Annotated in this window: 25 protein-coding genes; 12 read left to right on the forward strand and 13 right to left on the reverse strand. The window is 73.1% G+C overall.

Translation table 11 applies throughout. The features are described from left to right. Positions 1 to 7 precede the first annotated feature (7 nt). Genes ACZ6W9_RS22200 through ACZ6W9_RS22210 form a run of 3 tightly spaced genes read left to right on the forward strand, consistent with a single transcriptional unit; the run spans position 8 to position 2,677 of the window. Positions 8 to 874, forward strand: coding sequence for a carbohydrate ABC transporter permease (locus ACZ6W9_RS22200; protein ID WP_470119396.1), 867 nt, complete (start codon positions 8 to 10; stop codon positions 872 to 874). Next, entirely contained in the window at positions 871 to 1,737 is an 867-nt protein-coding gene (locus ACZ6W9_RS22205; RefSeq protein WP_362943311.1) for a carbohydrate ABC transporter permease, read from the forward strand. The genes ACZ6W9_RS22200 and ACZ6W9_RS22205 overlap by 4 nt, the downstream gene beginning before the upstream one ends. A 10-nt stretch (positions 1,738 to 1,747) precedes the next feature. After that, a complete protein-coding gene (locus tag ACZ6W9_RS22210) occupies positions 1,748 to 2,677 on the forward strand; it encodes a dihydrodipicolinate synthase family protein (protein WP_389969941.1) in 930 nt (309 codons plus the stop codon). A gap of 33 nt (positions 2,678 to 2,710) precedes the next feature. On the opposite strand, the gene ACZ6W9_RS22215 is transcribed toward ACZ6W9_RS22210, so the two are convergent. From ACZ6W9_RS22215 to ACZ6W9_RS22225, 3 genes are all read right to left on the reverse strand, one after another. Then, positions 2,711 to 3,430, reverse strand: a complete 720-nt coding sequence (locus tag ACZ6W9_RS22215; RefSeq protein WP_470119399.1) for an amidohydrolase family protein — start codon at positions 3,428 to 3,430, stop codon at positions 2,711 to 2,713. After that, entirely contained in the window at positions 3,427 to 4,146 is a 720-nt protein-coding gene (locus tag ACZ6W9_RS22220) for an amidohydrolase family protein (protein ID WP_362943302.1), read from the reverse strand. Before ACZ6W9_RS22220 ends, ACZ6W9_RS22215 begins: the two co-directional genes overlap by 4 nt. Before the next feature lie 85 nt (positions 4,147 to 4,231). Next, positions 4,232 to 6,157, reverse strand: coding sequence for a PQQ-binding-like beta-propeller repeat protein (locus ACZ6W9_RS22225; RefSeq protein WP_470119401.1), 1,926 nt, complete (start codon positions 6,155 to 6,157; stop codon positions 4,232 to 4,234). A 173-nt stretch (positions 6,158 to 6,330) separates the two neighbouring features. On the opposite strand from ACZ6W9_RS22225, the gene ACZ6W9_RS22230 reads away from it, so the two are divergent. From ACZ6W9_RS22230 to ACZ6W9_RS22265, 8 genes are all read left to right on the forward strand, one after another. Further along, on the forward strand, positions 6,331 to 8,241 hold the full coding sequence (locus tag ACZ6W9_RS22230; protein ID WP_470119403.1) for an outer membrane protein assembly factor BamB family protein: 1,911 nt from the start codon (positions 6,331 to 6,333) through the stop codon (positions 8,239 to 8,241). Between the two features lie 57 nt (positions 8,242 to 8,298). Continuing rightward, a complete protein-coding gene (locus ACZ6W9_RS22235; RefSeq protein ID WP_389969935.1) occupies positions 8,299 to 8,934 on the forward strand; it encodes an amidohydrolase family protein in 636 nt (211 codons plus the stop codon). Beyond that, positions 8,931 to 9,650, forward strand: coding sequence for an amidohydrolase family protein (locus ACZ6W9_RS22240; RefSeq protein WP_362943289.1), 720 nt, complete (start codon positions 8,931 to 8,933; stop codon positions 9,648 to 9,650). The genes ACZ6W9_RS22235 and ACZ6W9_RS22240 overlap by 4 nt, the downstream gene beginning before the upstream one ends. After that, complete coding sequence (locus ACZ6W9_RS22245; RefSeq protein WP_389969933.1) at positions 9,647 to 10,768, forward strand: DegT/DnrJ/EryC1/StrS family aminotransferase; 1,122 nt, start codon at positions 9,647 to 9,649, stop codon at positions 10,766 to 10,768. The genes ACZ6W9_RS22240 and ACZ6W9_RS22245 overlap by 4 nt, the downstream gene beginning before the upstream one ends. A gap of 95 nt (positions 10,769 to 10,863) precedes the next feature. After that, the gene (locus tag ACZ6W9_RS22250) at positions 10,864 to 12,873 is read left to right on the forward strand and encodes a ligand-binding sensor domain-containing protein (RefSeq protein ID WP_470119406.1); all 2,010 of its coding nucleotides are present in this window, start codon (positions 10,864 to 10,866) and stop codon (positions 12,871 to 12,873) included. Between the two features lie 19 nt (positions 12,874 to 12,892). After that, positions 12,893 to 14,908, forward strand: a complete 2,016-nt coding sequence (locus tag ACZ6W9_RS22255) for a hypothetical protein (RefSeq protein WP_470119408.1) — start codon at positions 12,893 to 12,895, stop codon at positions 14,906 to 14,908. 22 nt (positions 14,909 to 14,930) lie between these two features. After that, entirely contained in the window at positions 14,931 to 15,833 is a 903-nt protein-coding gene (locus tag ACZ6W9_RS22260; RefSeq protein WP_389969927.1) for a Gfo/Idh/MocA family protein, read from the forward strand. Between the two features lie 171 nt (positions 15,834 to 16,004). Then, on the forward strand, positions 16,005 to 16,541 hold the full coding sequence (locus ACZ6W9_RS22265; protein ID WP_389969925.1) for a 2'-5' RNA ligase family protein: 537 nt from the start codon (positions 16,005 to 16,007) through the stop codon (positions 16,539 to 16,541). 5 nt (positions 16,542 to 16,546) lie between these two features. On the opposite strand, the gene ptsP is transcribed toward ACZ6W9_RS22265, so the two are convergent. The 10 genes from ptsP to ACZ6W9_RS22315 form a co-directional block, all read right to left on the reverse strand. Then, positions 16,547 to 18,229 carry a phosphoenolpyruvate--protein phosphotransferase gene (gene ptsP / locus ACZ6W9_RS22270; RefSeq protein ID WP_389970013.1) on the reverse strand — a complete coding sequence of 561 codons (1,683 nt, stop codon included), beginning with the start codon at positions 18,227 to 18,229 and terminating at the stop codon, positions 16,547 to 16,549. 109 nt (positions 18,230 to 18,338) lie between these two features. Continuing rightward, the gene (locus ACZ6W9_RS22275) at positions 18,339 to 18,623 is read right to left on the reverse strand and encodes an HPr family phosphocarrier protein (protein WP_362943271.1); all 285 of its coding nucleotides are present in this window, start codon (positions 18,621 to 18,623) and stop codon (positions 18,339 to 18,341) included. A 219-nt stretch (positions 18,624 to 18,842) separates the two neighbouring features. Further along, positions 18,843 to 19,880: a zinc-dependent dehydrogenase gene (locus ACZ6W9_RS22280; protein WP_470119411.1), complete on the reverse strand. Its 1,038-nt coding sequence runs from the start codon at positions 19,878 to 19,880 to the stop codon at positions 18,843 to 18,845. Next, a complete protein-coding gene (locus ACZ6W9_RS22285; RefSeq protein WP_389969921.1) occupies positions 19,877 to 20,329 on the reverse strand; it encodes a PTS mannitol transporter subunit IIA in 453 nt (150 codons plus the stop codon). Before ACZ6W9_RS22285 ends, ACZ6W9_RS22280 begins: the two co-directional genes overlap by 4 nt. Further along, on the reverse strand, positions 20,322 to 20,630 hold the full coding sequence (locus ACZ6W9_RS22290) for a PTS sugar transporter subunit IIBC family protein (RefSeq protein WP_189250402.1): 309 nt from the start codon (positions 20,628 to 20,630) through the stop codon (positions 20,322 to 20,324). The genes ACZ6W9_RS22285 and ACZ6W9_RS22290 overlap by 8 nt, the downstream gene beginning before the upstream one ends. Positions 20,631 to 20,633: 3 nt before the next feature. Next, positions 20,634 to 21,776, reverse strand: coding sequence for a mannitol-specific PTS transporter subunit IIC (mtlA, locus tag ACZ6W9_RS22295; protein WP_389969918.1), 1,143 nt, complete (start codon positions 21,774 to 21,776; stop codon positions 20,634 to 20,636). Between the two features lie 157 nt (positions 21,777 to 21,933). Continuing rightward, entirely contained in the window at positions 21,934 to 22,875 is a 942-nt protein-coding gene (gene pfkB / locus ACZ6W9_RS22300; protein WP_389969916.1) for a 1-phosphofructokinase, read from the reverse strand. After that, positions 22,872 to 23,633, reverse strand: a complete 762-nt coding sequence (locus ACZ6W9_RS22305) for a DeoR/GlpR family DNA-binding transcription regulator (protein ID WP_362943256.1) — start codon at positions 23,631 to 23,633, stop codon at positions 22,872 to 22,874. Before ACZ6W9_RS22305 ends, pfkB begins: the two co-directional genes overlap by 4 nt. Positions 23,634 to 23,784: 151 nt before the next feature. Continuing rightward, positions 23,785 to 24,399, reverse strand: coding sequence for a hypothetical protein (locus tag ACZ6W9_RS22310; protein ID WP_470119414.1), 615 nt, complete (start codon positions 24,397 to 24,399; stop codon positions 23,785 to 23,787). 248 nt (positions 24,400 to 24,647) lie between these two features. Beyond that, positions 24,648 to 25,307, reverse strand: a complete 660-nt coding sequence (locus tag ACZ6W9_RS22315; protein WP_470119416.1) for a class I SAM-dependent methyltransferase — start codon at positions 25,305 to 25,307, stop codon at positions 24,648 to 24,650. A 208-nt stretch (positions 25,308 to 25,515) separates the two neighbouring features. Here ACZ6W9_RS22315 and ACZ6W9_RS22320 point away from each other — a divergent pair, with 208 nt between their 5' ends. Next, positions 25,516 to 26,046, forward strand: a complete 531-nt coding sequence (locus ACZ6W9_RS22320) for a ricin-type beta-trefoil lectin domain protein (RefSeq protein WP_470119418.1) — start codon at positions 25,516 to 25,518, stop codon at positions 26,044 to 26,046. Positions 26,047 to 26,275: the final 229 nt, after the last annotated feature.

Raw genomic sequence — 26,275 nt, forward strand, 5'->3', positions numbered from 1 at the left:
GATTCTGGTGCGTCATCGCCTGCGTGACCCGGTCGCCGGACTGCTGTTCGTGCTGCCCGCGCTCGTGCTCTTCCTGATCTTCCGGATCTTCCCGTCGCTGGGCGCGGCGGGGATGAGCCTGACGGACTGGAACATCGGCGGCGAGTGGAACTTCATCGGCGCGGACAACTACGCCCGGCTGTTCGACGACGTGAACTTCTGGCTGAGCCTCCGGGTCACGCTCGTGTACGCGGTGATCTACGTGCCGCTCACCCTGCTCGTGGCGCTCGGCACGGCGCTGCTGCTCAACAAGGTGGTCTTCATGCGCGGGCTGTTCCGCGGCATGCTGTTCCTGCCGTACGTGACCAGCTTCGTGCTCGCCGGCGTCATCTGGCGGTGGATCTACGAGTTCGACGGGCTGATCAACGGCCTGCTGGCCCGGGCCGAGCTCGGCCCGGCGATGTTCCTGGAGCAGTCGTCGCTGGTCCTGCCCGCACTGGCCGTGGTGTCGGTGTGGAAGGGCTTCGGCTACTCCATGCTGATCCTGCTGGCCGGGCTGAAGTCGATCCCGTCCTCCTATCTGGAGGCCGCCAGGGTCGACGGGGCGAGCACGTGGCAGCGTTTCCGCCGCATCACGCTCCCCCTGCTCAAACCGACGATCTTCTTCGTCATGGTGATCGAGACGATCGGCGCGTTCCAGACCTTCGACACCGTGTACGTGATGACCGGCGGCGGCCCGGCCAGGGCCACCTACACACTCATCTACGGCATCTACGACCTCGGTTTCCGGTCCTTCGACTTCGGCTACGCGGCCACGTGGGGCATGGTGCTGTTCGCGATCGTACTGGTCGTCTCGCTGGTCCAGCGCCGCTTCATGGACCGGGGGAACACATGACGCTCACCGCCGCACGTCCCGTCACCGAGGCCGGGACCGCCCGCGCGGCCCGCAGGCGCCGCTGGCGGACCGGGTGGCCGCTGGCGGCACTGCTCGCGGTGCTCTCGGTGCTGACCGTGAGCCCGTTCGTGGCAATGCTCGTCGTGGCGCTGTCCCCGGCCGGCCGGCCGACCCTGCCGCGGCAGTGGCCCTCGTCGCTCACCCTGGACAACATCACGCGGGTGCTGGAGTCGTCCGGGTTCATCACCTGGACGGTCAACTCGCTGGTCTACGCCGTGGTCTCCGTGGTGGTCATCCTGCTGACCTCGTCCATGGCCGGGTACGCCTTCGCCAAGAAGCGCTTCCCCGGGCGGGAGGCGATGTTCTGGACGTTCCTGGCGACCATGATGGTGCCGTTCCAGGCCACGCTCATCCCGACGTTCGTGCTGGTCAACAGCCTGGACGGGGTGGACACGTTCTGGGGCCTGATCGTGCCGACCCTGGCCAACGCGCAGGCCGTGTTCCTGATGCGGCAGTTCATCCTGGACCTGCCGGACGAGCTGTTCGAGGCGGCCAAGGTGGACGGCGCCTCGGAGTGGCGGGTCTACTGGACGATCGTGCTGCCGCTGACCAGGCCGGTCCTGGCCACGCTGGGCGTCTTCGTCTTCCTGTGGCACTGGAACGACTTCCTGTGGCCGCTGGTCGTCGGGCAGAGCGACGCCACCCGCACGCTGACCGTGGGCCTGTCCACGCTGCGCACCGAGGAGGTGCAGCTGTCGGTGCTCATGGCGTCGGCGGCGGTGTCCGTGGTGCCGTGCCTGCTGGTGTTCTTCCTGCTGCAGCGCTACCTGGTGAACAGCATCGCGATGACCGGGCTGAAATAAGCTCTCCCGGGTGGACATCTCTGCCCGAAACCTCCGGGATCGGCTGCGGGGCGCGCTGATCGCCGCCGCGGCCACCCCCATGACGGCGTCCGGTGAGGTGGACCTCGACGTCGTCTCGCGCTATCTCACCGGCCTGGTGGCCGACGGCGCGTCCGCCCTCGCGGTGCTCGCCCACACCGGGCGCGGGCCGTACCTGACGCCGGAGGTCCGCGCCGCGGTGATCGGCCGTGCGGTCACGCTCGGCGTCCCCGTGCTGGTCGGGGTGGGCGGCTCGGACGACCCCGCCGGCCCCGCCGACACGACCGGGCCCGCCGGCCCCTCCGTCGCGGCGGAGCAGGCGCGGGTGGCCGCGGAGCTGGGGGCCGCCGGCGTGCTGGTGTTCCCGTCCGCGCACGACCGGGTGGCGCTGCACGACGCGGTCTGGCGGGCGGGCCGCCTGCCGATGATCGCCTTCGACCTCTACACGATGCCGTGCCCGGAGGACACGATACGCGAGCTGCTGGCGCATCCGGGGGTGGCGGGGCTCAAGACGGCCCTGCTGGCGGACGCCGTCGGATGCCAGCGGACCATCGCCCTCACCCGCGAGGCGGGCCGCCTGGCGGTCACCGGCGAGGACCGGATGTTCGGCCCCTCCCTGCTCTGGGGCGCGCAGGCGGCGCTCGTGGGCGTCGCGGCGGCGAGCGTCGGCGTGACGGCGGACGTGCTGCGGGCCCACCGCGGCTCCGGGCTGCGGGCGTTCGAGGAGGCGTCGGGACGGCTGGACCGGCTCGCCGAGGTCACCTTCGCCGAGCCCGTGGAAGGGTACGTCCAGCGCATGCTGTGGCTGGCCGCCGCCGAGGGGCGCGTCCCCGAGTCCCATGCCGTGGACCCGTACGGGCCGCCGCTGCCGGCCGGGGAGCGCGCGGCGGTGCTGGGGGCCGCCGGGCGGCTCCGCCGGTGACCGGCCGGCGCGGGCGGGACGGAACGGGACGGATCAGCCGACCGGCAGGCCGAACAGACCGGCCGCGTTGCGCCAGGCGACCAGCTCGGCCACGTCGGCGGGCAGGCTCGCCGCGGCGACCGAGCCGTAGGCGGAGGCGGGGTCGATGAGCGTCGAGTCGGTGCCGAACAGCAGCTGCCGCGGGTCCACCGCGGCGGCCACCTCGGCGATGCGTCCCGCGGGGAAGTGGGACCAGCACGGCTCCAGGTAGAGGCGGTCGCAGGAGCGCGCGGCCTCGACGGCGTGGCGGAAGCCGTCCGCGCCCATGTGACCGGCGATCACCCGCAGCCCCGAGATGTCGAGGCAGAGCCGGGCCAGGTCGAGCACCGAGGTGCCCCAGGTGTGCACCAGCGCGGGGACGCCGTGGGCGGCGACGAGCTCCAGGGCGTCGCGCAGCTGCGGGGAGGTCACCGGGGAGCCCGTGTAGTCGGTGTGGATCTTGACTCCCACGAAGCGGCCCCCGGGGAGGTGGGTCCGCAGGTCCCGTTCGGCGTCGGCCAGGCGGCGCGGGTTGACCGTGACGTAGCCGTAGCAGCGGTCCGGCAGGGCCGCGGCCAGCGCGCGGTTTCCCGCCGGGGCGTCGTAGATGACGGCCTCGCTCGCCGAGACGACGGCCAGGTCGATGCCGTAGCGGTCCATGGCGGGCAGGGTGGCCCCGGCCACGTCCATGGTGAAGAACCACGGGCCCCAGTGGGCGTGGACATCGATGATCATGTGAGCAGCCTCCGCGCGTTCTCCCCGGCCACGGCCGTGACCTCCTCCGGCCTGAGCCCGCCGGTCGCCAGCCGCAGCAGCGGGACCGCCGGCTCGTAGTACGGCGCGCGCGACCCGAACAGCAGCCGGTCGGCGCCCAGCTCGGCGGCGACGGTCTCCAGCGCGTCGGGGGAGTTGAGCAGGCGCGTCGAGGTGTGGAAGCCGGGCTCGTCGGCGGCCGCCACCAGGAAGTCCCCCAGGTGGTAGAAGTGCGTGTCGAGGAAGACGACGTTTCCGCCGAGCCCGGCGAACGGCTGCCAGAAGCGCCGCACGTCGCCGCCCGTCAGGACCGTCAGCCCGAGCGCCGCCGCGCGCCGGGCCACGTGCCGGACGCCCGGGAATCCCGCCTCGACGCCCTGCTCGTCCGGGAACAGCCGGACGGCCCGCCGTCCTGCCCCGGCCAGGCGCTCCAGCTCGCGTGCCGCGCGCAGCGGGTCGCGCAGGTCCACCACGCCGACCGGCACGTGCGGCGCGGCCAGGCCGGAGATCTCGTCGTTGCCCGAGACCACGTCGAACAGCGCGGCCCGCAGGTTCGCCACGGCGCCCGCCCGGATGCCGTTCCCGGCGAGGAGGTCCGGCCAGGGCTCGGGCACGTCCCGGTCCGGGTAGGCCCCGGCGAGGACGTCGGCGTCGAGCGTCACCTCCAGCCCGTCGATGAGCCTGCGGGCGTCGAACACGTCTCTCTCCTCGGAAACTCGGCTGCTTCGGAACTCGGCCGTCCCGGAGGCTGGATGCCCTGGACCCCGGTCGCCCGGGGACCCCTCAGATGGCGATCCGGATCAGGTTACGGCCCTTGATCGAGTACAGCGCCCGGTGGGAGGGGTCGAGGGCCAGCTTGGGTTCACCGCCGAACCACTCTCCCGCGAGGCCCGTGACGAGCGCGGCGGCCCGCCAGCGGTCCAGGTCGACCGCGTACACGGCGTCCCGGTCCCCGGTGTACGCGGTGCGTCCGACGATCAGCAGGTCGCCGCCGCGGGCGCTCACCTGGAGGGTGCGGGTCACGGCCTTGCGGCGCAGGTCGTACTCGAACAGCAGGCCGCCGCGCGTGATGCCGTACAGGGCGTGGGGTGTGCTGTCGAGCCCGGTGATGCCGGGCGCGCCGGGCACCGGCTCGACCTGCCAGAGCGGCTTCCGGGAGGTCAGGTCGAAGGCGGCCAGCCGGGCCGTGGTGGTGACCGGCGGCAGCCCGAGGCCCTCCTGCGTCTGGGTGCCGAGGTAGGCGACGCCGCGCCGGGTCGTCACCGCGTACACGGTCTGCCGTTCGACGATCGGCCGGTACGTGACGTGGGTGCCGTCCTTCACCGAGTAAAGGGTCAGCGCGCCGTTCTCGTGGCCCGGCTCCGGCTGCGTCGGCATGACGATCAGCCCGGTCCTCTCGTCGTAGGCGAGGTCGCGCGGCCGGTCCTGCTGGTTGCCGGCGCGCAGCAGCAGGTCCGGCTCGGGGTCGCCCGCGCGGTGCGCGTAGAGCGCGGCCTGGGTGTAGACGCCCAGGTAGGTCAGGTCCCGTACGGTGACCAGGGTCTTCGGCTCGCCGGGGATGCCGAGCCGGGTGACGGCGCCGGTCGCGAGGTCGTGGACGTCGGCGCCGCTCTTGCCGCCGACGTAGACCCGGCGGCCGTCGCTGTGCACGGACATGGGCTCCTCGGGGGCGGCGCGCAGGCCGCGCTGGACGAGGTTGCGGTACTCGATGTCCCCGGTCGCCGGATCGTACACGAAGACGGCGTTGTCCTGGACCCCGTAGATCCTGCCCTCGTAGGCGAGGATGCGGTGCGTGGCGGCCTCGAAGTACGGCACGCCGAGCACGTCGAGGACGCCGGTGTCCAGGCGGTAGCGGTAGAACGTGCCGGTCGGCCGTCCCGCGAAGTAGACGGAGTCCTTGTGGATCAGCACGGCGACCGTGTACTTCTCGCCGGCCGCGGTGGCCTTGACGACGCGGTGGTCGGAAGGGTCGTCCTTGCGGAGCACGAGCAGCTCGGCCAGCGAGTTCAGGCCGCCCGCGACGTGGGTGTCCGAGATCGACATGCTGGCCACCCAGTCGCGGGAGGCGACCTCGGCCGGGAGCAGGTCGCGGGTCTCGCCGGTGGCCCGGTCGATCGCGATGAGATGGGCGTGGGAGCCGATCCCGCAGTAGACGTACCTGTCGTCGGCCGCGATGCTGCGCACGTACGCCTCGCCCGGGGCGGGCTGTCCGAGGTCGCGGCTCTTCCCGGTCGCCGGGTCGTACTCCCAGACCCGGCCCGGCTCGGAGCAGCCGAGGTAGACCTTGCCGTCGGGGGCGGCGGCCATGGTCCAGACGTAGTGGTCGGGATACTCGCCGACCTTGGTGACCTTCCCGGTGAGCGTGTCGATCCGGTAGAGGTCCGAGCGGACGTGGGTGGCGACGTAGACGTCGGTGCCGGAGGCGCACATGGCCCAGACGCCGATCCCCGTGGGGATCTCGTAGTGCGCGACGATCCTGTCGGAGGCGAGGTCGTAGGCGCCGACCACGTTCGGTGACAGGCCGCGGGAGCCGACGTACAGGACGCCGCCCACGAAGACGCCGTTGCCGAGCGGGCTGGCCACGCTGGCGGGCCCGAGGTCGGTGACGTCCCCGGCCGCGGCACGCGCGGCGGAGGCGGGGACGAGAGGGGAGGCGGCGACGGCCGCCGAAGCGGCGGCGACCTGGAGGAATCTGCGACGGGGGAGCATACGGGGGGTCCCTTCGGATACGGGCGCGACCGCAAAACGGTCAGCCCATTGACCGAGCTTGCGGGAAAGGTTACGGTCTGGACCATTATTCGGCAAGAGTGAGCACCTGTGGAGGTGTGGCCATGATCCGTGCCCGCGCGGTCGTACTGGCTCTGCTTGCGGCCTTACTTCCGATGGCGGCCCAGCCCGCCTCCGCTGCCGACCGCGACACCCCGGCGTACGAGACCTACGGCCCCGCCTCGCTGACCGGCGCGATCGTGGGCGCCGCCGTGGCCGACGGCAAGGCGTACGTCGTGACGCGCGGCCAGAAGCCGCCGGTGGTCGCGGAGATCGACCTGGCCACCCGGAAGGTGACCCGCACCGCCACGCTGCCGGACGGCCCCGCGGCGGGCGAGCCGGAGGGAGGGTGGGCGACCGCCGTCTCCGGCGGCAAGGTCTACATCGGCACCTATCCGGTCCCCGATCTCTACAGCTTCGACCCGGCGACCGGCGAGGTGGCGCGCCTGCGCTCGTTCGGCGCCAACGGCGGTTACGTCTGGAGCCTCGCCGCCGCCCCCGACGGCACCCTCTACCTCGGCACCTATCCCGGTGGACGGGTCTGGGAGTACGTCCCCTCGACGGGCGCCGTGCGCGACTTCGGGGTCCTCGCCGCCGGTGAGCGGTACGTGCGCGCGGTCGCCGCGGACGACACCACCGTCTACGCCGGGCTCCTCGACAAGGGCAGGCTGATGGCGATCGACCGGGCCACCGGCGCGGTCCGGGAACTGGCCCAGGGCCCCACCGGCATCGGCGCCATCGCCCTCGGCGGCGACCGCGTGTACGCCGCGAGCGGCGGCGTCCTGATCGACACGCGCGGGGACGGCACGGACACCCGGATGGTCGACACCGGCCTGAGCAGCTTCGACGCGCTCGCCGTCGCGCCGGACGGCACCGTCTACCTCACCTCCCGCCCCGACGGGGCCGTCCACGCCTACCGGGACGGCGCGGTCACGAAGATCGCCGAGCCGCCCTCGCTCCGCGACGAGACCCGGCGGCTGGTCCTCGACGGGCGGACGCTGACCGGCTTCGCCGGCAGCGGCGGCATGTGGCGGCTCGACCTGTCCACGGCGGAGTCGCAGTTCACCGACCTGATCGAGGCGGGCCTGCCGGCCGGCGCGGAACGGCCGCAGAGCATGCTGCTCGTGCCGAACCGGGCGCTCTACGTCGGCGGCCACTTCTGGATGGACGTCCGCGACCTGCGCACCGGCGAGAAGCGGCGCTTCCGGGTGCCCGGCGAGCCGAAGGACCTGGTCCGGCGCGGCGACAAGATCTACGCCGCGATGTACCCCAGCGGGGAGATCATCTCGATCGGCCTCCGCGACGACTCGGTCCGCAGCCTCGGCTTCCTCGGACACGGGCAGCAGCGGCCGTGGGACCTGGAGTACGACGAGGTGACCGACAGACTCCTCGTCGCCTCGGCTCCGCTGGGCGCCGCCCTGGAGGGCGCGCTCTCGGTGGTGGACCCCGACACCGGGAAGATGGACGTCTACGTCGGCGTCATCCGCGACGAGAGCCTGATGAGCCTCAGCGTGGACTCCAAGGCAGGCGTCGTCTACCTCGGCGGCGACGTGCTCGGCGGCGGGGGCACGCCCCCGGTCCGGACGTCGGCCTCGGTCGCGGCGTTCGACCTGCGCAGCCGTACGGTGCTGTGGGAGGCGGAACCGCTCGCCGGCAACCGCACGATCCAGGACGTCAAGGTCCACGACGGGCTGCTGTACGCGCTGTACAAGCGGAACTCCGGCACCTGGATCGCGCTCGACCTCGCCGACCGGACGATCAGGCACCGGGGCACGCTGTCCGGGTACGGCGAGCTGACCGTCCACCGGGGGCGGGTCTTCGCGCAGACCTTCTTCGGCGGCGGCAACGCGTACGAGCTGGGCGGCACGGCCACGCTCCTGGCCACCGGCCTGGGCGACGAGTGGTACACGAACCCGCAGCTCCACTTCGCCCCCGGCTCCTGGGACGCCTGGACGCTCGTCGGGCGGGACCTGGCGAAGGTGACGCTCGACCCGCGCCGCCCGGCCCTGACCGTCGCGGAACACTGATCCATGTTTCGGCCCGTACCGAAACTAGTGATCGATGCCCACCGGCTCATAGGACCCGTGCCGTTCGACGACCTGCCGGCGGACCCACGGCCCGACATGGACCGGCTGGGCATCGACCGCGCCCTGGTGACCCACACGCTCAGCCTGTACAGCGACCCCGAGGACGGAAACCGTGCGCTCCGCGCGCTGGACGACCCCCGGCTCCTCCCCGTCCCGGTGCTGGTGCCGATGGCGACGGAGCAGCCGCCGATGTGGGACGTGCCGATGGTCCGGCTCTGCCCGGAACGGCACCGGTTCGACGTGACCGGGCCGACGACGCGGCGCTGGCTGGACGTCCTGGGGCTTCCCGTCGCCGTCGACCTGGAGGAGGCGTCCCCGGCCCAGCTCCGCGAGGTCTCACGGCACGTCCCGAAACTCCTGATCCTCAATCCCGGCTACCGGCGGCTCCGCGCCGTCGCCGAACTGATGGCGGAGGCCCCCAACGTCTACCTGGAGATCGGCACGGTGAACACCCAGCGCGGGGTCGAGTGGCTGGCAAAGCGCTTCGGCGCGCGCCGCCTGGTCTTCGGCACCGGGGCGCCCGTCATGGACGACTGCGGCCCGCGTCTCCTCCTCGACCACCTGGACCTCCCCCCGGACGACGTGGCCCTGATCGCCGCGGGGGGCGATCTGCTCGGGGAGGCGGGCCGATGATCCTGGACGCCCACGGGCACCTCGGCACCTGGCCCGACTTCCTCATCCCCGACCCGTCCGCCGACGGCATGGTCGGCCTCATGGACCGCCTCGGCATCGACGCCATCGGCGTCAGTCATCTGCTCGCCGTCGGCCCCGACCCGGTCACCGGCAACCGGCTGGCCTTCGAGGCCGCCGCCGCGCACCCCGGGCGCTTCGGCGTCTGGGAGGTCTACAACCCGCACCGGCGCAACCCGGTCGGCTCCCCGGGGATCTGGGGGATCAAACTCCACCCGGACGTCCATCAGTGCCGCCTGGACGATCCGCGCTACGAACCCGTCTGGGAGCTGGGCCTGCCGGTCCTCGCGCACGGCCAGACGGACTCGCCGTGGAGCGACCCGGAGCGGTTCGGCACCGTCGCCCGCCGACACCCGCGGGTCCCGCTGCTGATGGGGCACGCGGGGCTCCACCCGTACGGCTTCGCCCGCGCGGCCCGCATCGCGGCCGAACATCCCAGCCTCTACCTGGAGACCTGCGGCTCCAAGATGACCGGCCGCTGGACGGCCCGGCTCGTCGAGCTGGCCGGGGCGGACCGGGTGATCTACGGCTCCGACGCCTGCTTCCTCGACCTGCGGCAGGGCTTCGGACGGGCCGCCCTCGCACCGCTCACCGACGACGACCGGGCGCGCGTCCTCGGCGGCAACCTCGCACGCGTCCTCGGGAGGAACCAGCCGTGAAACCCGCCATCGACGGAGGCGTCCCCGTCCGCACCCGCCCCTGGCCCGAGTGGCCGCCGCCCCTCGACGACCGGCAGCGCGCCCTGGTGACCGAGGTGCTCGACAGCGGCCGGTGGGGCGGCGGCCCGGTCTGCGCCGAGCTGGCCGCCGCCTTCGCCCGCCGGTCCGGCGTCCCGTACGGCGTCACGGTGGGCAACGCCACCCTCGGCCTGTTCGCCGCGATGAGGGGACTCGGGATCGGCCCGGGGGACGAGGTGATCGTCCCGGCGTACACCTTCGTCGCCTCGGCCACGTCCGTGCTGCTCACCGGCGCGACCCCGGTCATCGTCGACGTGGACCCCGGGCACCTGCGCCTCGACCCCGCCGCCGTCGGGGCCGCCGTGACCGGCCGGACGGCCGCGGTCATGCCGGTGCACCTGGCCGGCGGCCCGGCGGAGATGGACGAGATCACCGCGGTGGCCGCCCGGCACGGACTCAAGGTGATCGAGGACGCCGCGCAGGCCCACGGCGCGGAATACCGCGACAGGCCGGTGGGGGGTCTCGGGGACGCCGGGGTGTTCAGCTTCCAGTCGAGCAAGGCCATGACCGCCGGCGAGGGCGGTCTCATCGTCTGCCGCGACGCGGCGGCGCACGCGGCGATCTGGTCGGCCTGCAACGTCGGCCGCGCCCTCGGCGGCGAATGGTACGGCCATCCCGCCGTCGGCTGGAACCTGCGGCTGACGGACATCCAGGCCGCCCTCCTGCTGCCCTGGCTCGACCGGCTCGACGCGGAGATCGACCGGCGGGAGGCGTTCTGCCGCGCGCTCGACCTCACCGGCCTGCCCGTCAGCGCGGTGCCCGCACCGCCCGGCACCACCCGCGACTCGCGCCACCTCCTCATGCTCCGCCACGACCCGTCGGTGGACCGGGCCCGGCTGCTGGCCGCCATGGCCGCCGAGGGCGTGCCGCTGGAGGCCGGATACCCGCCCCTGGGCACCCTGGACGCCCTCCACGCGGCGCGGGCCGAGCCCTGCCCGGCCGCGAAGGAGGCGGCCCGGACCGTGGTCTGGGTCCGCCAGAACATGCTCATGGACGACCCCGCCGACCTCGTCGAAGCCCTGCACAAGGTGCTGACGTGACGCCGGCGCGGCCGGGCGGGGGCGGGAACCCGCCCGCCACCGGCAGGACACTCCCCCGGCGCCCTCTGGTGCCCTCACCGGAAAAGGAGAACCGCATGCCGGCTTTCCGATCACGCGCGGGGCGGGCCGCGGCGCTCGCGCTCGTCCTCGCGCTCACGCCGCTCTCCCCCATCTCCCCTCTGTCCCCGCTCAGCCCACCGGCCCCCGCCCGGGCGGCCGCCGCGCCGCCCACGGGGTGCGGATTCACCACCCTCGGCAGGCTCCCGCTGAGCGGCGCCACCACCGCGGGCGCCGCCTACGACCCGGACGCGCCCGGCGGTCCACGCGTCTACTCCGTCACCTCCAGCGCGTCCGGGCCCGCGATCCTCGGGGTCCGGGACGCGCTCGACGGCCGCCTCGTCGCCGAGCGCCCGCTCCCGCTGGCGCTCGGCTCGTGGGCCGTGACCGTCGCGCCCGACCACTCGGTGTACGTCGGCTCGTACAACGCGGCGGCGAACGCGATGGGACGGCTGTTCCGGTACGCGCCGGACACCGGGACGGTCAGCGAGCTGGGCGTCCCGCTCGCCGGCGAGACCTTCGTCTGGACGGTCGCCGCCGACGGCACGTCCGTCTACGGCGGCACCTCGCCCTCCGGCAGGCTCTTCCGCCACGACACGGCCACCGGCGAGACGACCGACCTCGGCAGCCCCGTCCCCGGCGAGCAGTACGTCCGCGACCTGGCCGTCGGCGAGGACGGCACGGTGTACGCGGGCGTCGGCGCGCAGAGCATGAAGGTGGCCGTCGTCAGGGACGGCACGACCACCGCCGTCATCGAACCGCCGATCGAGGGCCACGGCACCGCCTACGACCTGGACGTCGTCGGCCACCACCTGCTCGTCCGGTTCGCCACCTCCACCGACGGCAACCCGATGGGCGTCTACGACCTCGCCTCGGGCGCCTGGACCGACCTGGTGGACGACGTCGACAGCCTCACCGTGGGCGGCGGGCGGCACGGCCACCAGGTCTACCTGGTCCAGCACGACGAACTCGTCGCCTACGACCTGAAGACCGAGAAGATCACCCGCACCGGCTTCACCGACTTCGGCGGCGGCGCGGCAAGGGTCCTGGGCTGGTCCGGCACCACCCTCATCGGGACCGGCTCGACCGGCCGCATCTGGCACTACGACCGGAAGACCCGCCGGGGCGAGCTGCTGGACGCCACGCTGACCGGGCAGCCGGTGAGCATCCGCTCCATGACGGCCGGACCGGACCAGCGGATCTACGCCGGCGGCTTCTTCACCGGCGGCCTGGCCGCCTACGACCCGGCCACCGGGGAGTCGCAGTTCTGGCCCAACGTCGGCCAGAGCGAGGGGATGGTCACCCACAAGGGCAAGCTCTACCTGGGCGTCTACCCGTGGGCCCGGATCTACGAATGGGACGGCTCGCGGCCCCGTCTCCTGCTCAACCTGGCCGGCCAGGAACAGGACCGCCCGTTCGCAATGGTCTCGGCGGGCGACCGGCTGGCCTTCGGCACCGTCCCCAAGGCCGGGACCGTGGGCGGTGCGCTCGGCCTGCTCGACCCGGAGACCGGCGAGGCCGTCATCAGGCGGAACATCGTCCCGGGTCACAGCGTCATCGGCCTCGCCTACCGTGACGGCGTCCTCTACGGCGCGACCTCCGCCTTCGGCGCCACCGGCGTGCCACAGGACACGGCGGCGTACGTCTTCGCCTACGACATCGCCACCGACAAGGTGCTGTGGCGGACCGCACCCGTCCCCGGCGACCTCGCGCTCGGCTCGATCACCTTCGACGACCGGGGCATGCTGTGGGGCCTGACCCCCGACGCGGTCTTCGAGATGGACCCGGCCACCGGGACGACCCTCCGTACGGCCAGGCACCAGACCTACGCGTGGGGCTCCCAGACCCAGGTCTGGCTCGACACCGCCATCACCCTCGGCTCCGACGGCCGCCTCTACGGCAAGGCCCAGGGCAAGGCCTACCGGATCGACCGGACCACCCTCGCCTTCACCCTCATCGCACGCCCGATCTCGCTCCTGCTCAAGGGGCCCGACGGACACATGTACCTCTCGCGCAACGAGAACTTCCACACCTACCGTCTCTGCTGACACCCCCCGGACGGAGAACATGAACCGCATCTGGAGATCCCTGCTCGCCTGCCTCCTGGCGGCCGGGATGCTCACGGCCTCCCCGGCCTCGCCGGCCTTCCCCGCCGCCGGCGCGGGGACGATCGAGGACCTCGGCGTCCCCCTCCAGGACGTCCTGCTCATCGGCGGGACGGTCGCCCCCGGGCCGGGCGGCCGGACCGTGCTGTGGAGCGCGTCCTCGGGCACCCCCGCCCGGCTCAACGCGGTCGACCCCGCGACCGGCGAGGTGCTCGCCCGCTACGACCTGCCGGGCGCGGGCGGCTCCTACGCCGTCGAGGCGACCCCCGCCGGGGACGTCTACGTCGGCTCATACGGCGACGGCCGGCTCTACCGGTGGACCGAGGCCGGCGGGGTCCGGGACCTCGGCCGCCCGATCGCGTCGGATGACTTCGTCTGGTCCCTCGCGGCCGGACCCGACGGCACCGTCTACGGCGGCACCTCGCCCGGCGGGCGGCTGTTCGCCTACAACCCCGCGACCGGCTTCCGCGACTACGGCAGGCTCTCGCCCACCCACGACTACACCCGCAGCATCGCCGTACACGACGGCACGATCTACGTGGGCACCGAGGCTCCGGCCGCGGTCCTCGCGGTGGACGCCGCGACCGGGAGCGTTCGCGGCCTGCCCACCCCCGACGGCCTCGACCCGGCCGGCAAGTGGGCGTACGACGTGAACGTCAGCGGTGATCATCTTTACGTCCGGTTCGGTGACGCGTCACCCGGCTCCCTGCGCGTGTACGACCTCGCGGCCGGGGCGTGGACCGACACTCTCGACGCGGCGCACGGCCTGGACGTGTCCGCCCCCGACGAGCGCGGCGGGGTCTACCTCGTCAAGTCCGGCGAGCTCGTCCGGTACGACCCGGCGACGCGCGCCGTCACCTCCACCGGGATGCCGATCACCGGCCGGGTCGCCAACAGCCGCGGGATCGGCTGGGCCGAGCTCGGCATCGACGGCTACCCGGGCAGGAGCCTGGTCGGCCTGCTCTGGCGGGGCCTGGAGTTCCGGTACAACCCCCAGACCGGGGCGAAGTCATTCGTCCAGACGGACATCCCCGGCGAGCCCATCGACATCACCGCGATCGCGGAGGGCCCGGACGGGCGCGTCTACACGGGCGGCTTCCTCAACGGCGGCTTCGCCGCGCTCGACCCGGCGACGGGGGCGCGGGAGGAGTTCCACACCTTCTCCCAGAGTGAGGCCATGACCTCCCACGCCGGGAAGCTCTACGTCGGCGCCTACCCCCAGGCCCGGGTGTACGCCTACGACCCGGCGCTGCCGTGGAACAGCACCGAGTACTCGCCGAGTCCCGAACCCGGCCCGGCGGCCAACCCGGCCCGGCTGTTCGACTTCGCGGCGGACAAGCAGATCCGCCCGCGCGCGCTGGCCTCGGCCGGACGTTACCTCGCGGCCGGGACCATGCCCGACCTGGGGCGGCTCGGCGGCGTCCTGGCCATCTGGGATCCGGTGACCGGTGGGCTCAAGCACACCGAACGCGACCTGATCAAGGATCAGAGCATCGTCTCCCTCGCCTACCGCGACGGCGTCCTCTACGGCGGCACCTCCATCTACGGCGGCCAGTCGGCCACCGAGCCGACCCAGACCGAGGCGCGGCTCTTCGCCTGGTCGGTCGCGGAGAACCGGCTGCTGTGGGACATCGTCCCCGCGCCCGGCAAACCGGCCATACCCGCGCTGACCTTCGACGACCGCGGTCGCCTGTGGGGCATCGCGGGCGGCGAGGTCTTCTCGGTCGAGGTGCGCGCGCGCCGCGTCATCGGCCGCGTCACCCTGTCGGACAGCCGGAGCGCCGGCGGCCGGCTCGCCTTCGACCCGGTCGACCGGCTGCTGTACGGCACCCACGCGGGCCGGGAGCTGTTCTCACTCGACCCGCGCGACCGCAGGCACGTGACGCTGAAGAAGGGCGCGTTCCAGCACCTGGCGGTGCACTCCTCCGGTGACGTCCACTTCGCCGAGGGGCCCCGCCTGTACCGGTACCGGCCGTGACGCCTCCTCTATCCTGAGTCCCGTGCTCATCGCCCTGGCCGGTCTGGCCACCAGCCACCCGTACGCCGATGCCCGCAGTCTCGGGCGCCACGCCGACCTGGTGGTCTGGGAGCCGGATCCGGAGCGCCTGCGGGTGTTCACCGACGAACACCCGCGGGCGACGGTGTCCGGCGGCCTCACGGACCTGCTCGCCACCCGGCCGGACGGTGTCGTGCTGACCGTCCCGGGACCGCGGGTGCCGGACGCGCTCGCGGCCGTGCTGGACACGAGCGCGCCGGTCTTCGTCAACAAACCCGCCGCGGCCACCCGCGCCCAGCTCGACGCCGTGGACCGGCTGGTGACGCCGGTCGCCGACCGGGTCATGTCCACGTCCGTGCTGCGCTTCGCCCCGGCGTTCACCGCCGCCGGGGTCGATCTCACGGGTGTCCTCGCGGTCCGGGCGACCGTACGGCACGACGTGGGACTGTGGGCCACCGGTTACAACCCCTGGCAGGACACGCCCGATGAGGGCGGCGGCACGCTCGTCACCATGGGCGTGCACGGGGTGGAGCTGCTCGTCGCACTGCTCGGGCCCGACGTACGGCTCGCCGGCGCCGCCGGGTCGATCCGCGCGTACGAGGGGCTGCGCTCGGAGGACACCGGGGTGCTCGCGATGCGCTGGGCGAACGGCGTCCCGGGAACGGTCGAGGTCCTGGGCGTGTCGGACACCGAGTCGTACGAGATCGTGCTCCACCGGCGCGACGGCAGTGAGTCCGTCCTCATCGAGGGCGGCGCGACACCGGCGCGCGACCTCGGCTACGAGGGCGTCATCGAGGCGTTCCTCGCGATGATCAAGGGCGCTCCGAGCCCGGTCCCCTGGTCCCAGACGCGAGCCATCCTCGACGTCCTCGTCTCCGCCCGCGAGGCGTCCGCACCCGCGCGTTAGGTTCCGTTCTGCGGAGCCTCACCGTGGATCGGCATCGCCACGACCCTGACCGGCCGCCCGTCTCCGCGAGTCCCGCCACCCGATCGGGTGATGGACGCGGGTCCGCCGTCCGCTCCAGCGGACGTGGAAAATCAGGTGGATCGCCGCCCGCGGTGGCCGGAGACTGAGGCCATGGAGCCGACCCAGACCGCCCTCGTCGTGCCGATACCCGAGGCCGAGGAGGCGGTGGGCCCCTTCCGGGCGGCGCTCGACGCCTCGGCGGCCTGGGGCGTGCCGGCCCACGTGACGGTGCTCTACCCCTTCCTCCCGCCCGGACGGATCGATTCTCAGGTGCTCGCCGCCCTCACCGGCACGATCGCGGCCGTCCCGCGTTTCGACGTCGTCTTCACCCACGTCTCCTGGTTCGGCGAGTCGGTCGTGTGGCTCGCCCCGCGGCCCGATCGCCCGTTCCGCGACCTCACCGCCGCGGTGTGGCGGCGCTTTCCGGAGGCGCCGCCCTACGAGGGCGTCCACGCCGACACGGTGCCGCATCTGACCGTCGGGCACGACGCCCCCGGGCACGTCCTCGGCCGGGCCGCCCGGACCGTCTCCGCGCATCTGCCGATCCGGGCCGCGGTCGAGGACGTCCTGCTCATCAGCGGCTCGTGGGAACCCGGTTCCTGGCACACCGTCGCCGCGTTCCCGCTGGGGCGACGACCGGCCGGGTGATCGGTTCACGGCGGTCCGCCCGCGGCGACCGCCTGCCGGGCCTGTGCGGGGTCGTCGGCCTCCAGGGCGGTCCGGGCGTCGTTCCGGCAGCGTTCCAGGGAGCGGAGGGCCAGGGCGTCCCGGACCTGCGCGACGCCCGGCGCCGACATGGACAGGCTGGTGACGCCCAGCCCGACCAGCACGGGAGCGAGAAGGGGGTCGGCCGCGGCCTCCCCGCACACCCCGACGGGCTTGCCCGCCGCCCGCCCGGCCCGCGCGCACTCGGAGACCAGCCGCAGGAGCCCCGGCTGCCAGGGGTCGAGCAGGTCGGCGAGCTCGCCGTGCTGGCGGTCCGCGGCGAAGGCGTACTGGCTGAGGTCGTTGGTGCCGATACTGAGGAAGTCGAGCCGCTCCAGCAGGCGGTCCGCCCGGAGCGCGGCGGCCGGGACCTCGATCATCGCTCCGACGCGAGTGATCCCCCGCGCCCGCGCCCGCCCGGCGAAGTCGTCCGCCTCGGCCACGGTGGAGACCATCGGCGCCATCACCCACGGCTCCGCGCCGCACCGCCGGGCCGCCTCGGCGATCGCGTCGAGCTGGACGTCTAGTACGGCGGGCCGCCCGCGCGCGACGCGCAGTCCCCGGACGCCCAGCGCGGGGTTGGGCTCCCGGCCCACCCCGAGGAACGGCAACGGCTTGTCCGACCCCGCGTCGAGCGTGCGGACGACGACCTTCCCTCCCGGGAAAACCCGGAAGACCTCCTCGTACGCCGCGACCTGCTCGTCGAAGCCCGGTGCCTCCCTGCGGTCGAGGAAGAGGAACTCGGTGCGGAAGAGCCCCACCCCCTCGGCCTCCGCCTCCGGTCTCAGGTCGGCGGCGGAGCCGATGTTGAGCAGGAGCTCGACCGGGTGGCCGTCGGCGGTCCGGCCGGGGCCGCCGCTCGCGGCCCGCCGGAGACGGTCGGCGGTGGCGCGCCGCCGTATCTCCGCGGCCTCCTCCTCCCCGATGCCGGTACGGACCTCCCCGGTGGTCCCGTCGACCGCCACCCGGGTCCCCTCGCCGATGCTCATGGCACCCGGGCAGGAGACCACGGCGGGCAGGCCGAGCGCGCGGGCGAGGATCGCGGTGTGGCTGGTCGGCCCGCCCCGCTCGGTGACCAGGGCGAGCACGGTGCCGGTGTCGAGTCCCGCCGTGTCGGCGGGGGCGAGGTCGTCGGCGACGAGGACGAACGGGTGGCCGGGATCGGGGACGCCCGGCACGGGGAGGCCCAGAACCTCGGCGACGGCCCGGTTACGGATGTCGTCGAGGTCGGCGGCGCGCTCGGCGATCAGGCCGCCGGCCGCCAGCAGCGCCTCCCGGTAGCCGGCGCAGGCGGCGTCGACGGCGTGGGCGGCGTCCATCCCCACCGCGACGTTCCCCTCCACCGACTCCAGCAGGCCCGGGTCGGCGGCGATGAATGACTGCGCCTCCAGGATCGCGCTCGCGGCCGGGTCGGACGCGACCGCGGCCCGGCCCTCCAGCTCCGAGGCGACGGCCGCCAGCGCGCGCAGCGCCTCACCGCGTTCCCGGTCCGGGTCGGCGCCCCGGACCGGGGCGGGGAGCGGAGGCGGGCCCGCCATCCGGAAGACCGGGCCCGCGGCCCGTCCGGGACCGACGCCCAGCCCGCGCAACGTCCCGGACGCGAGTCCACCGGGCGCCGCCGGCCCGGTCACGGCCGCCGTACCGCTCTCCGTCCCGGCCTCGTCCGTCCTCCCGGGGACCGGTGCCGTCCCGGGTACGGATACGGGAGTCTCGGGTACGGGGACGGGCGCGGGCGTCGGGTCAGGCATCGGGCGCCTCCTCGGCGTCGAGGTCGCGGGAGAGGAGCCCGGCCAGGGAGTCGAGCGCGGCGTCCGCGCCCGGCCCCTCGGCCTCCAGCACGACCTCGGCGCCGTGTCCCGCTCCGAGGGCCATCACGGCGAGCATGCTGGTGGCGGGTACGGGCTTGCCCGTGCCGAGCCGGATCCGCACCGGCACCCCCTGCGCCGCCGCGGCCTGGACGAAGAGTTTGGCGGGCCGGGCGTGCAGACCCGTACGCGAGGCGATGACGACTGTCCTTTCCGGCATGTCCGGACTTCCTCTCTGGCGGGGGCGGGGAAACGCCGGCCGGGGCCAAGGGGCGGCCGGCCGGGTCGAGGGGGCACGGTGTGGGCCGGGACCGAGACCGACCGCTCCGGCCGGGGCAGGCCGAAGCCGGCCGAGGCCGATCGGGGCCAGTCGGTGTCGGTCGGTGTCGGTCGGTGTCGGTCGGTGTCTGTCAGGGTCGGTCGGGTCGGTCAGGGTCGGTCAGGGCTCGACGGTGACCTTGATCGCCTCGCCGCGGCTGACGATGCCGATCCCGTCGAGGACCTCCGGGAGCGGCAGCCGATGGGTGATCAGATCCGCGACGGGGACCTTCCCGTCGGCGATCAGCCGCAGGGCCTGGGCGTTGTGCGCCGGGCTGGATCCGTTGGCGCCGACGATGGTCAGCTCCCGGTAGTGCACCAGGTTGGAGTCGCACCGGATGATCGGATCGTCCTTGGGCAGGCCGCCGAAGAAGCTGATCCGCCCCTGCCGGGCCGCCATCCGCAGCGCCTGCTCCTGGGCCGCGCCGGAGGCCGCGGCGGTGATGACGACGTCGGCGCCCCGGCCCTCGGTCAGCTTGAGCACCTGGTCCACCACGTCCCCGGAGCCGTCCCCGCTGTGCACGGCGGCGTCCGGCCGTACCAGCGACGCCGCCGCCTCCAGCCGTCCGGCGTTGACGTCGACGAGGAACACCCGGGCGGCTCCGCGCGAGCGGGCCAGCCGTACGTGGAGGCAGCCGATGGGACCCGAGCCCATGACCACCACGTCGTCGCCCTCGCCGACCCGGGCCAGCTCCTGGCCGTTGAGCACGCAGGCGAGCGGCTCGGCCACCGACGCCTCGGCGAAGCCGACCCCTTCGGGGATGCGGTTGACGCCGTCCACGGCCAGGACCTTCTCGGGCACCACCATGTACTCGGCGAAGCCGCCGTCGTAGTGGTAGCCCATCGACTCCTGGTTCGGGCAGACCGTCATCCGTCCCCGGAGGCACTCGCCGCACCGGCCGCAGGGGATGGCGGCGATCACCTGCACCCGGTCGCCCGGCGCCCAGCCGCCCGTCCCGTCGACCACCTCCCCGGCGATCTCGTGGCCCATGACCCTCGGCGGCCTGATGTGGTGATGGCCGTACCTGAGGATCTTGGCATCGGTGCCGCAGGTGGAGCAGTTGCGCACGCGGATCCTGAGTTCCCCGGGCCCGGCGACGGGTTCGTCGGCGTCCTCGACCCGGATGTCACCGGGAGCGTGGAAACGGGCGACCTTCATTCTTCCTCCTCGATCGGTTCCAGCAGGCGCAGCACCTCGGCGACCTCATCCGCCTCGCGGAGCGCACGGGCGCGCTCGGGGTCCATCAGGATCCGGGCGAGCGCGGAGAGCAGCCGCAGATGGCCGTCGCCGCGGGCGGCGATGCCGACGCACACCGTCACCCGCTCGCCGTCCCAGTCGACGCCGTCCGGGAAGCGCAGCACGCAGAGGGCGTCGTGCCTGACGACCTCCTTGGCCTTCAGAGTGCCGTGCGGGATCGCGACCCCCTCGCCCATGTAGGTCGAGACCGCGCGTTCGCGCTCCAGCATGGCGTCCAGGTAGGGAGCCTCGACCGCGCCGACCTCCATCAGTGCCCGGCCGCACTGCAGGATCGCGTCGTCCCGGCCGGTCGCCGAGGCGGTGAGCCGTACGGCGCGCGGGTCGAGGGGAAGGGGCGCCGTCTCAGCCACCGACGGTCCCGCCCTTCTTGATGGTGTCGACGAGCCGCGTCACGGCGGGGTCGCCGATGAAGACCTGGAAGGGGACCAGTACGGTGCCCGGGGCCGCGGCCCTGGCGCGGTCGGCCAGTCCCGCGTGGCAGAGCACCACGTCGGCGTCGCCGGGAATGGAGTTGACCGGGGTGTGCACCACCTCCACCCCCGCCCCCTTGAGCTGGCGGCGGACCTGGGTGGCGAGCATGACGCTGCTGCCCATGCCCGCGTCGCAGGCCACAACGATCTTGCGGATGTCCTTGCCGTCGATGCCGGCCATGGGTCATGCCTCCTTGGTGGCGGATGAGGTGGCGGGAACGGTCGCCTCCGTGCCCGGATCCGCGTTCGTGCCGGGGTCCGCGCCCGGGTCCGCGTCCTTCTCGCCCCGGCCGAAGCCCAGCAGCACCGCCGCGACCGCGAAGGACACGATCGTGGCGACGACGATCCCGGCCGCGGAGGAGAACCAGCCGCCCCTGGGGGTCACCGCGAAGTAGGCGAAGACGCTGCCCGGGGACGGCGGGGCCACCAGGCCGGCGCCGGTGACGATGAAGGTGAAGACCCCCGCCGCGCCGCCGGCGATGACCGCGAGGATCAGGCGCGGCTTCATGAGGACGTACGGGAAGTAGATCTCGTGGATGCCGCCGAAGAAGTGGATGATCATCGCGGCGGGGGTGCTGGGACGCAGCGCCCGGGGGCCGAAGAACAGGAAGGCGAGCAGCAGTCCGAGACCGGGGCCGGGGTTGCTCTCCAGCATGAACAGGATGGACTTGCCGCTCTCGGCGGCCTCGGCCACGCCCAGCGGGCTGAGCACGCCGTGGTTGATGGCGTTGTTGAGGAACAGGACCTTGGCGGGCTCGATCAGGACCGAGGCCAGCGGGAGCAGGTTGTTGCCCACCAGCCAGCCGACCGCCTCGCCCGCCGCCCTGGTCACCGTCTGGATGACCGGGCCGATGCCCAGGACGCCCAGGATCGCCATGGCGCCGCCGACGATGCCCGCGGTGAAGTTGTCCACCAGCATCTCGAAGCCGGCCTTCGTCCGGTCCTGGGTGAAGCCGTCCACCAGCTTGATCAGGTAGGCGGCGAGCGGACCGATGATCATCGCGCCGAGGAACATCGGGACCTCGGCGCCGACGATCACGCCCATGGTGGCGACCGCGCCCACCACGGCACCGCGCTGGCCGTGGACCATCCGCCCGCCGGTGTAGCCGATCAGGACCGGGATCAGGACCTTGACCATCGGTTCGACGAGGGCGGCCAGGGTCTCGTTGGGCAGCCAGCCCGTGGGGATGAACAGCGCGGTGATCAGGCCCCAGGCGATGAAGGCGCCGATGTTGGGCATGATCATTCCGGCGAGGTGCCCGCCGAAACGCTGGATGGTGGCTCTCGCCCCCGTCCCCTGGACGGTGGGTGTGTAGTCGGTGCTCATCCGGTGTGCTCCTTCCGGGGTGACCGGCGGCGCGTCGGGGCCGCCGGTCGGGGGGTGGTGGTGCGCCGCTGTCGGCCCCCGGACCACAGCGGCAGAGCGGGATCGGCGGCCGTCAGACTCCGGACCGCGGCGGCAGGGCGGGATCGGTCACGGCCGGTCAGCCTCCGGACCGCAGCGGCAGGGCGGGATCGGCCGCGAAGGTGCGGACGTGGTCGCGGCGGATGTCGTCCGGACCGGGCATCCGGCTGCCGGGCAGCCCCACGGCGGCCGTCGCCCACGCCAGGGCCTCGGCCAGCGCGGCCTCGCCCCGCGCTCCGGCGGCGAGGAACCCGGCCAGCATGGCGTCGCCGGCTCCCACGGTGCTGCGGGGTTCGGCGACCGGGCCCTCGCCGTACCAGACCTGGTCGCCTTCGAGGAGGACGGCGCCGTCGGGCCCGAGACTGGCCAGGACCGTGCCCGCGCCCCGGGAGCGCAGCGTCGAGGCCGCCTCGATCGCGTCGCCGAGCGTCGTGATCGCCCGGCCGGTCGCCTCGGCGAGCTCCTCCCGGTTGGGCTTGATGAGCGCGGGCCCCGCCTCCAGGGCCTCCCTCAGGGCGGGCCCGCTGGTGTCGACCGCGACGAGGATGCCCGCGCGGGCGAAGCGGCGGCAGAGGCGGGCGTAGACGTCGACCGGCACCTCGGGCGGGAGGCTGCCGGAGGCGACCACCCAGTCCGCGGAACCCGCCTCGCCGAGCACCGCCTCGGCGAGGGCGTCCAGCTCGGCCGAAGACAGGGCCGTGCCCGGCTCGTTGATCTTCGTGACCGTGCCGTCGGGCTCGGCCAGCGCGATGTTGGAACGGGTCGGCCCGGTGACCGGCACGGTCACCATGTCGATGCCCTCCTCCGACAGCAGGGAGATCAGCCGCCTGCCCTCCTCTCCCCCGTAGGGGACGACCGCGCGGGAGCCGACGGCGTTGGCCAGCAGCGCGCGGGAGACGTTCACCCCCTTGCCGCCCGGGTCGAGATGGGTGGCCGCGGAGCGGATGACCGCGCCGCGGTCGAGCGACCCGATCTCGATCGTCCGGTCCAGGCTGGGGTTGAGGGTCAGCGTCACGATCATGCGCGCACCACCTCGGGACCGGCCGCCGCGATCTCGGCCGCCGTCACGGCGTCCAGGCCGGCGTCGCTGATCACGAGGTCGATCTCGGCCAGCGTGGCGAAGCGGGCCAGGTAGGTGTTGGTGAACTTGGTGTGGTCGGCGAGCAGCACGCTCCGCTGCGCCGCGCCGATCATCGCCCGCTTGATCGCGGCCTCGGCCGGGTCGGGGGTGGTGAGGCCCTTGTCCACCGAGCAGCCGTTGGCCGCCATGAACGCCACGTCCACGTGCAGGTCCGCGAGCGGGCGCAGGGCCCAGTCGTCGACGGTGGCCAGCGTCCGCCCGCGCACCCGGCCGCCCAGCATGATCACGTTCAGGCCGGGCCGTACGGCCAGCGCGGTCGCCAGGGGCGGGGAGTTGACGATGACCGTGAGCTCCCGGTCGGGCGGCAGTGCCTGGACGAGCCGCGCGGTGGTCGTCCCGGCGTCGATGATGACCGCGCCGTCCTCCGGGAGCTCGGCGAGGGCGGCCTTGGCGATGCGCTCCTTCTCTGCGGTCATCACCTCGTCCCTGGCGGCCAGGGCCGGCTCGAAGCCCAGCCGCTCCACAGGGATGGCGCCGCCGTGCACCCGCCGCAGCACGCCCGCGCGCTCCAGCGCGGTCAGGTCACGGCGGATGGTCTCGGTGGTGACGGCGAACTCCTCCGCCAGCGCCATGACGTCCACCCGCCCGGCCTCCCGGGCGCGCCGCAGGATCTCCTGCTGCCGCTCCTCGGCGTACATGGTGTTGATTCACCGCCGTTTCGGTTTGGTTTCATATGTGTTTACACCCGTATGTGTTGGAATACAAGAGTGTGATCCTCCGGCGGCCCTCCTGCCGACGGGCACGCCGAGACGACGGCGTCCACCGCCGGGGCCTGCCTGCGCAGCCGGTCTATTCCACCCACCACCAGCCGTCGCCCAGGTCACGGACGGGACGGCCGATGTCACCGGCGGCGGTCCGGACGATCGTCTCCGCGGTCGGCGGGGCCGGCAGATGGGCGATCCCCGCACCGCTCTCCGCCCGCCAGGAGTCCTCGAACACCGGGAGGTAGACGACCTCTCCCTGCTGACGCACCCAGCCGTTCTTCGACAGGTACTCCATCCACCACGGCGCGGTGAGCCGCCGCCCCCTCGCGTTCGCCTCGACGAGCGCGGCGAGTTCCTCCCGGTGCAGCCGGATCTGGCTGCCGATATAGACGACCTGCCAGTCGATCCCCCAGACGACCACTCCCAGGGTCACCGTGACCACCAGCATGGCGAAGAACCGGACGTAAGCCCTGAGCGACAGGTAGGCCAGCACCGCGGCGAAGGACCACAGGACGGCCCAGGTCCAGAACACCCCGGTCACGAGCCTGCCGAACCACCAGATCTTCTGGAACATCGGCAGTGACAGGTAGGACGCGACGGTCAGCAGCAGCCACCCGAGCGACGCCATGAGGAGCGTCCACCTGGCCCAGCCGGGCGCCTTCTTCCCCGGATTCTTCACGGGGTCCTTCACCGGAGGCATGGCGGCAGTCTCATGACGCGGACGTGACCCGACCAGATCTCCCGGCACACCCTCACACCGCCTGCACGGCTTCTCCACAGGAAACCGCGTGAGCGCTTACGACCTACTCGGCGTCGAGACCGAGGATCTCGGAGACGCGCCGATGAGGCGACATCAGCACATGACCCACATCGTGAATGCTCCATCCCTTGTCCAGGAGGAGACGGGCAGCGCTGCGGGTTGCGCTCTCGGCCCGGCCGCCGCTCGCTTCACGCCCTGAACGCCCTGACCGCCAGGGCGTAGGGAACGGGGTCCTCGCGCGGCTCGGTCACCCGGTCGATGTTCAGCCCCGCGCCGGCGAACGCGTTGATCAGGTCGGGCAGCGGCACGTGGCTCATGCCCACCCTGTCGCGGAGACCGCCCTCGCGCCACCACGGCGAACGCCTGTGCCAGCCCGCGATCCGGTACGTGGGGTGGATGACCACCGCCCCGTCCGGGCGCGGCTCGATGTGCGGGCCGTTGAAGCACGGGTGTACGCCGTAGAACAGCAGCATCCCATCGGGCCGCAGCACACGGGCGGCCTCCTTCACCAGACCGGCGAAGTCGCCGACGTCGGTGGAGACCCACAGCGCGGTGACCGTGTCGAAGGCGCCCGCGGCGAACGGGAGCCTCGTGGCGTCTCCCCGCAGGAGCGGGGCCCCGCCCCTGGCGCGGGCCAGGCGTAGCTGGTCGGCCGAGTGGTCCAGGCCGACGACGGTGCGGCCGGTGGACCTGATGGCTTCGAGGTACAGGCCGGTACCGCACCCGAGGTCCAGGCAGAGGCCCTTCCCGGGGCCGAGAAGATCAACGATCCAGGCGGCGTTGGCCTGGGCGCCGGGTCCGATGTAGCCGTCGTACCACTCGGCCTGGCCGTCATATCGCGCGGTCATGATTCGTTCATACACGGGGACCGCCCAACGGGCCTGGCGAACGCCGCGAGACTCACCCCGGCCCACTCTCCTGCTCCTGCTCCTGCTCCTGCTCCTGCTCCTGCTCCTGCTCCGCCACGTGACGGCTTTCATGCACCGGGTGATTGATAAGTGACATTCGGTGATGACATGGTGCTGGCGTCTTGATCAATTCTCTCGGGGGACAACCATGATTGCTCACCGCCTGCTGGCCGTCGCCGTCGTCTACGCCGCAGTGGGTACGGTCACCACCCTGCCCGCCACGGCCTCCACCCGTCAGCACGCCGGCCGTACGGCCCTGGCCGGCTCCCCGGCGTGCGTCGACGTCAGCAACAGCCGCGGCAACGGCACCCAGATGTACCTGTGGCAGTGCCAGGACAACAACACCAACCAGAAGTTCGTCATCGAGGACGGCCTCATCAAGGTGGAGGACACCGTCGGCAAGAGCCAGCAGATGTGCCTTGACGCCTCCAACGGCCGCGCCAACGGCACCCGCGTGTACCAGTGGCAGTGTCTGGGGAACGCCAACCAGCTCTGGGTGGTCCAGAAGGGCCTGATCATCCTCAAGTCCACCCTCAACACGGGCAACCGCGTATGCCTGGACGTCACCAATGCCCGCACCAACGGCACGCCGGTCTACCTGTGGCAGTGCGTGCCCAACGACAACCAGAAGTTCGTGATCGACAACGGCCAGCTCAAGGTCAAGGACACCCTCTCCTGATCTCTGGTCCCACCGGCGCCCTCCCTGCGCACCGCACGGCATCGGCGGCGGACGGGACGGCGACCCGGTTCCCGGCGGGCTCGGGCTGAGAGGCCAGGCCCGAGCCGCCGGTTCCACGAAATCCGGCGGCGCGGTTCGGCCGTGAGGTGGGCGCCAGGCACGCGGCGAACGGAAGGGGATGAGCCCAGCCGCTCCAGGCCACGCCGCCGGTCCTCGCCCGCGCCTCCGC

This window comes from Streptosporangium sp. NPDC053982, from assembly GCF_055585205.1.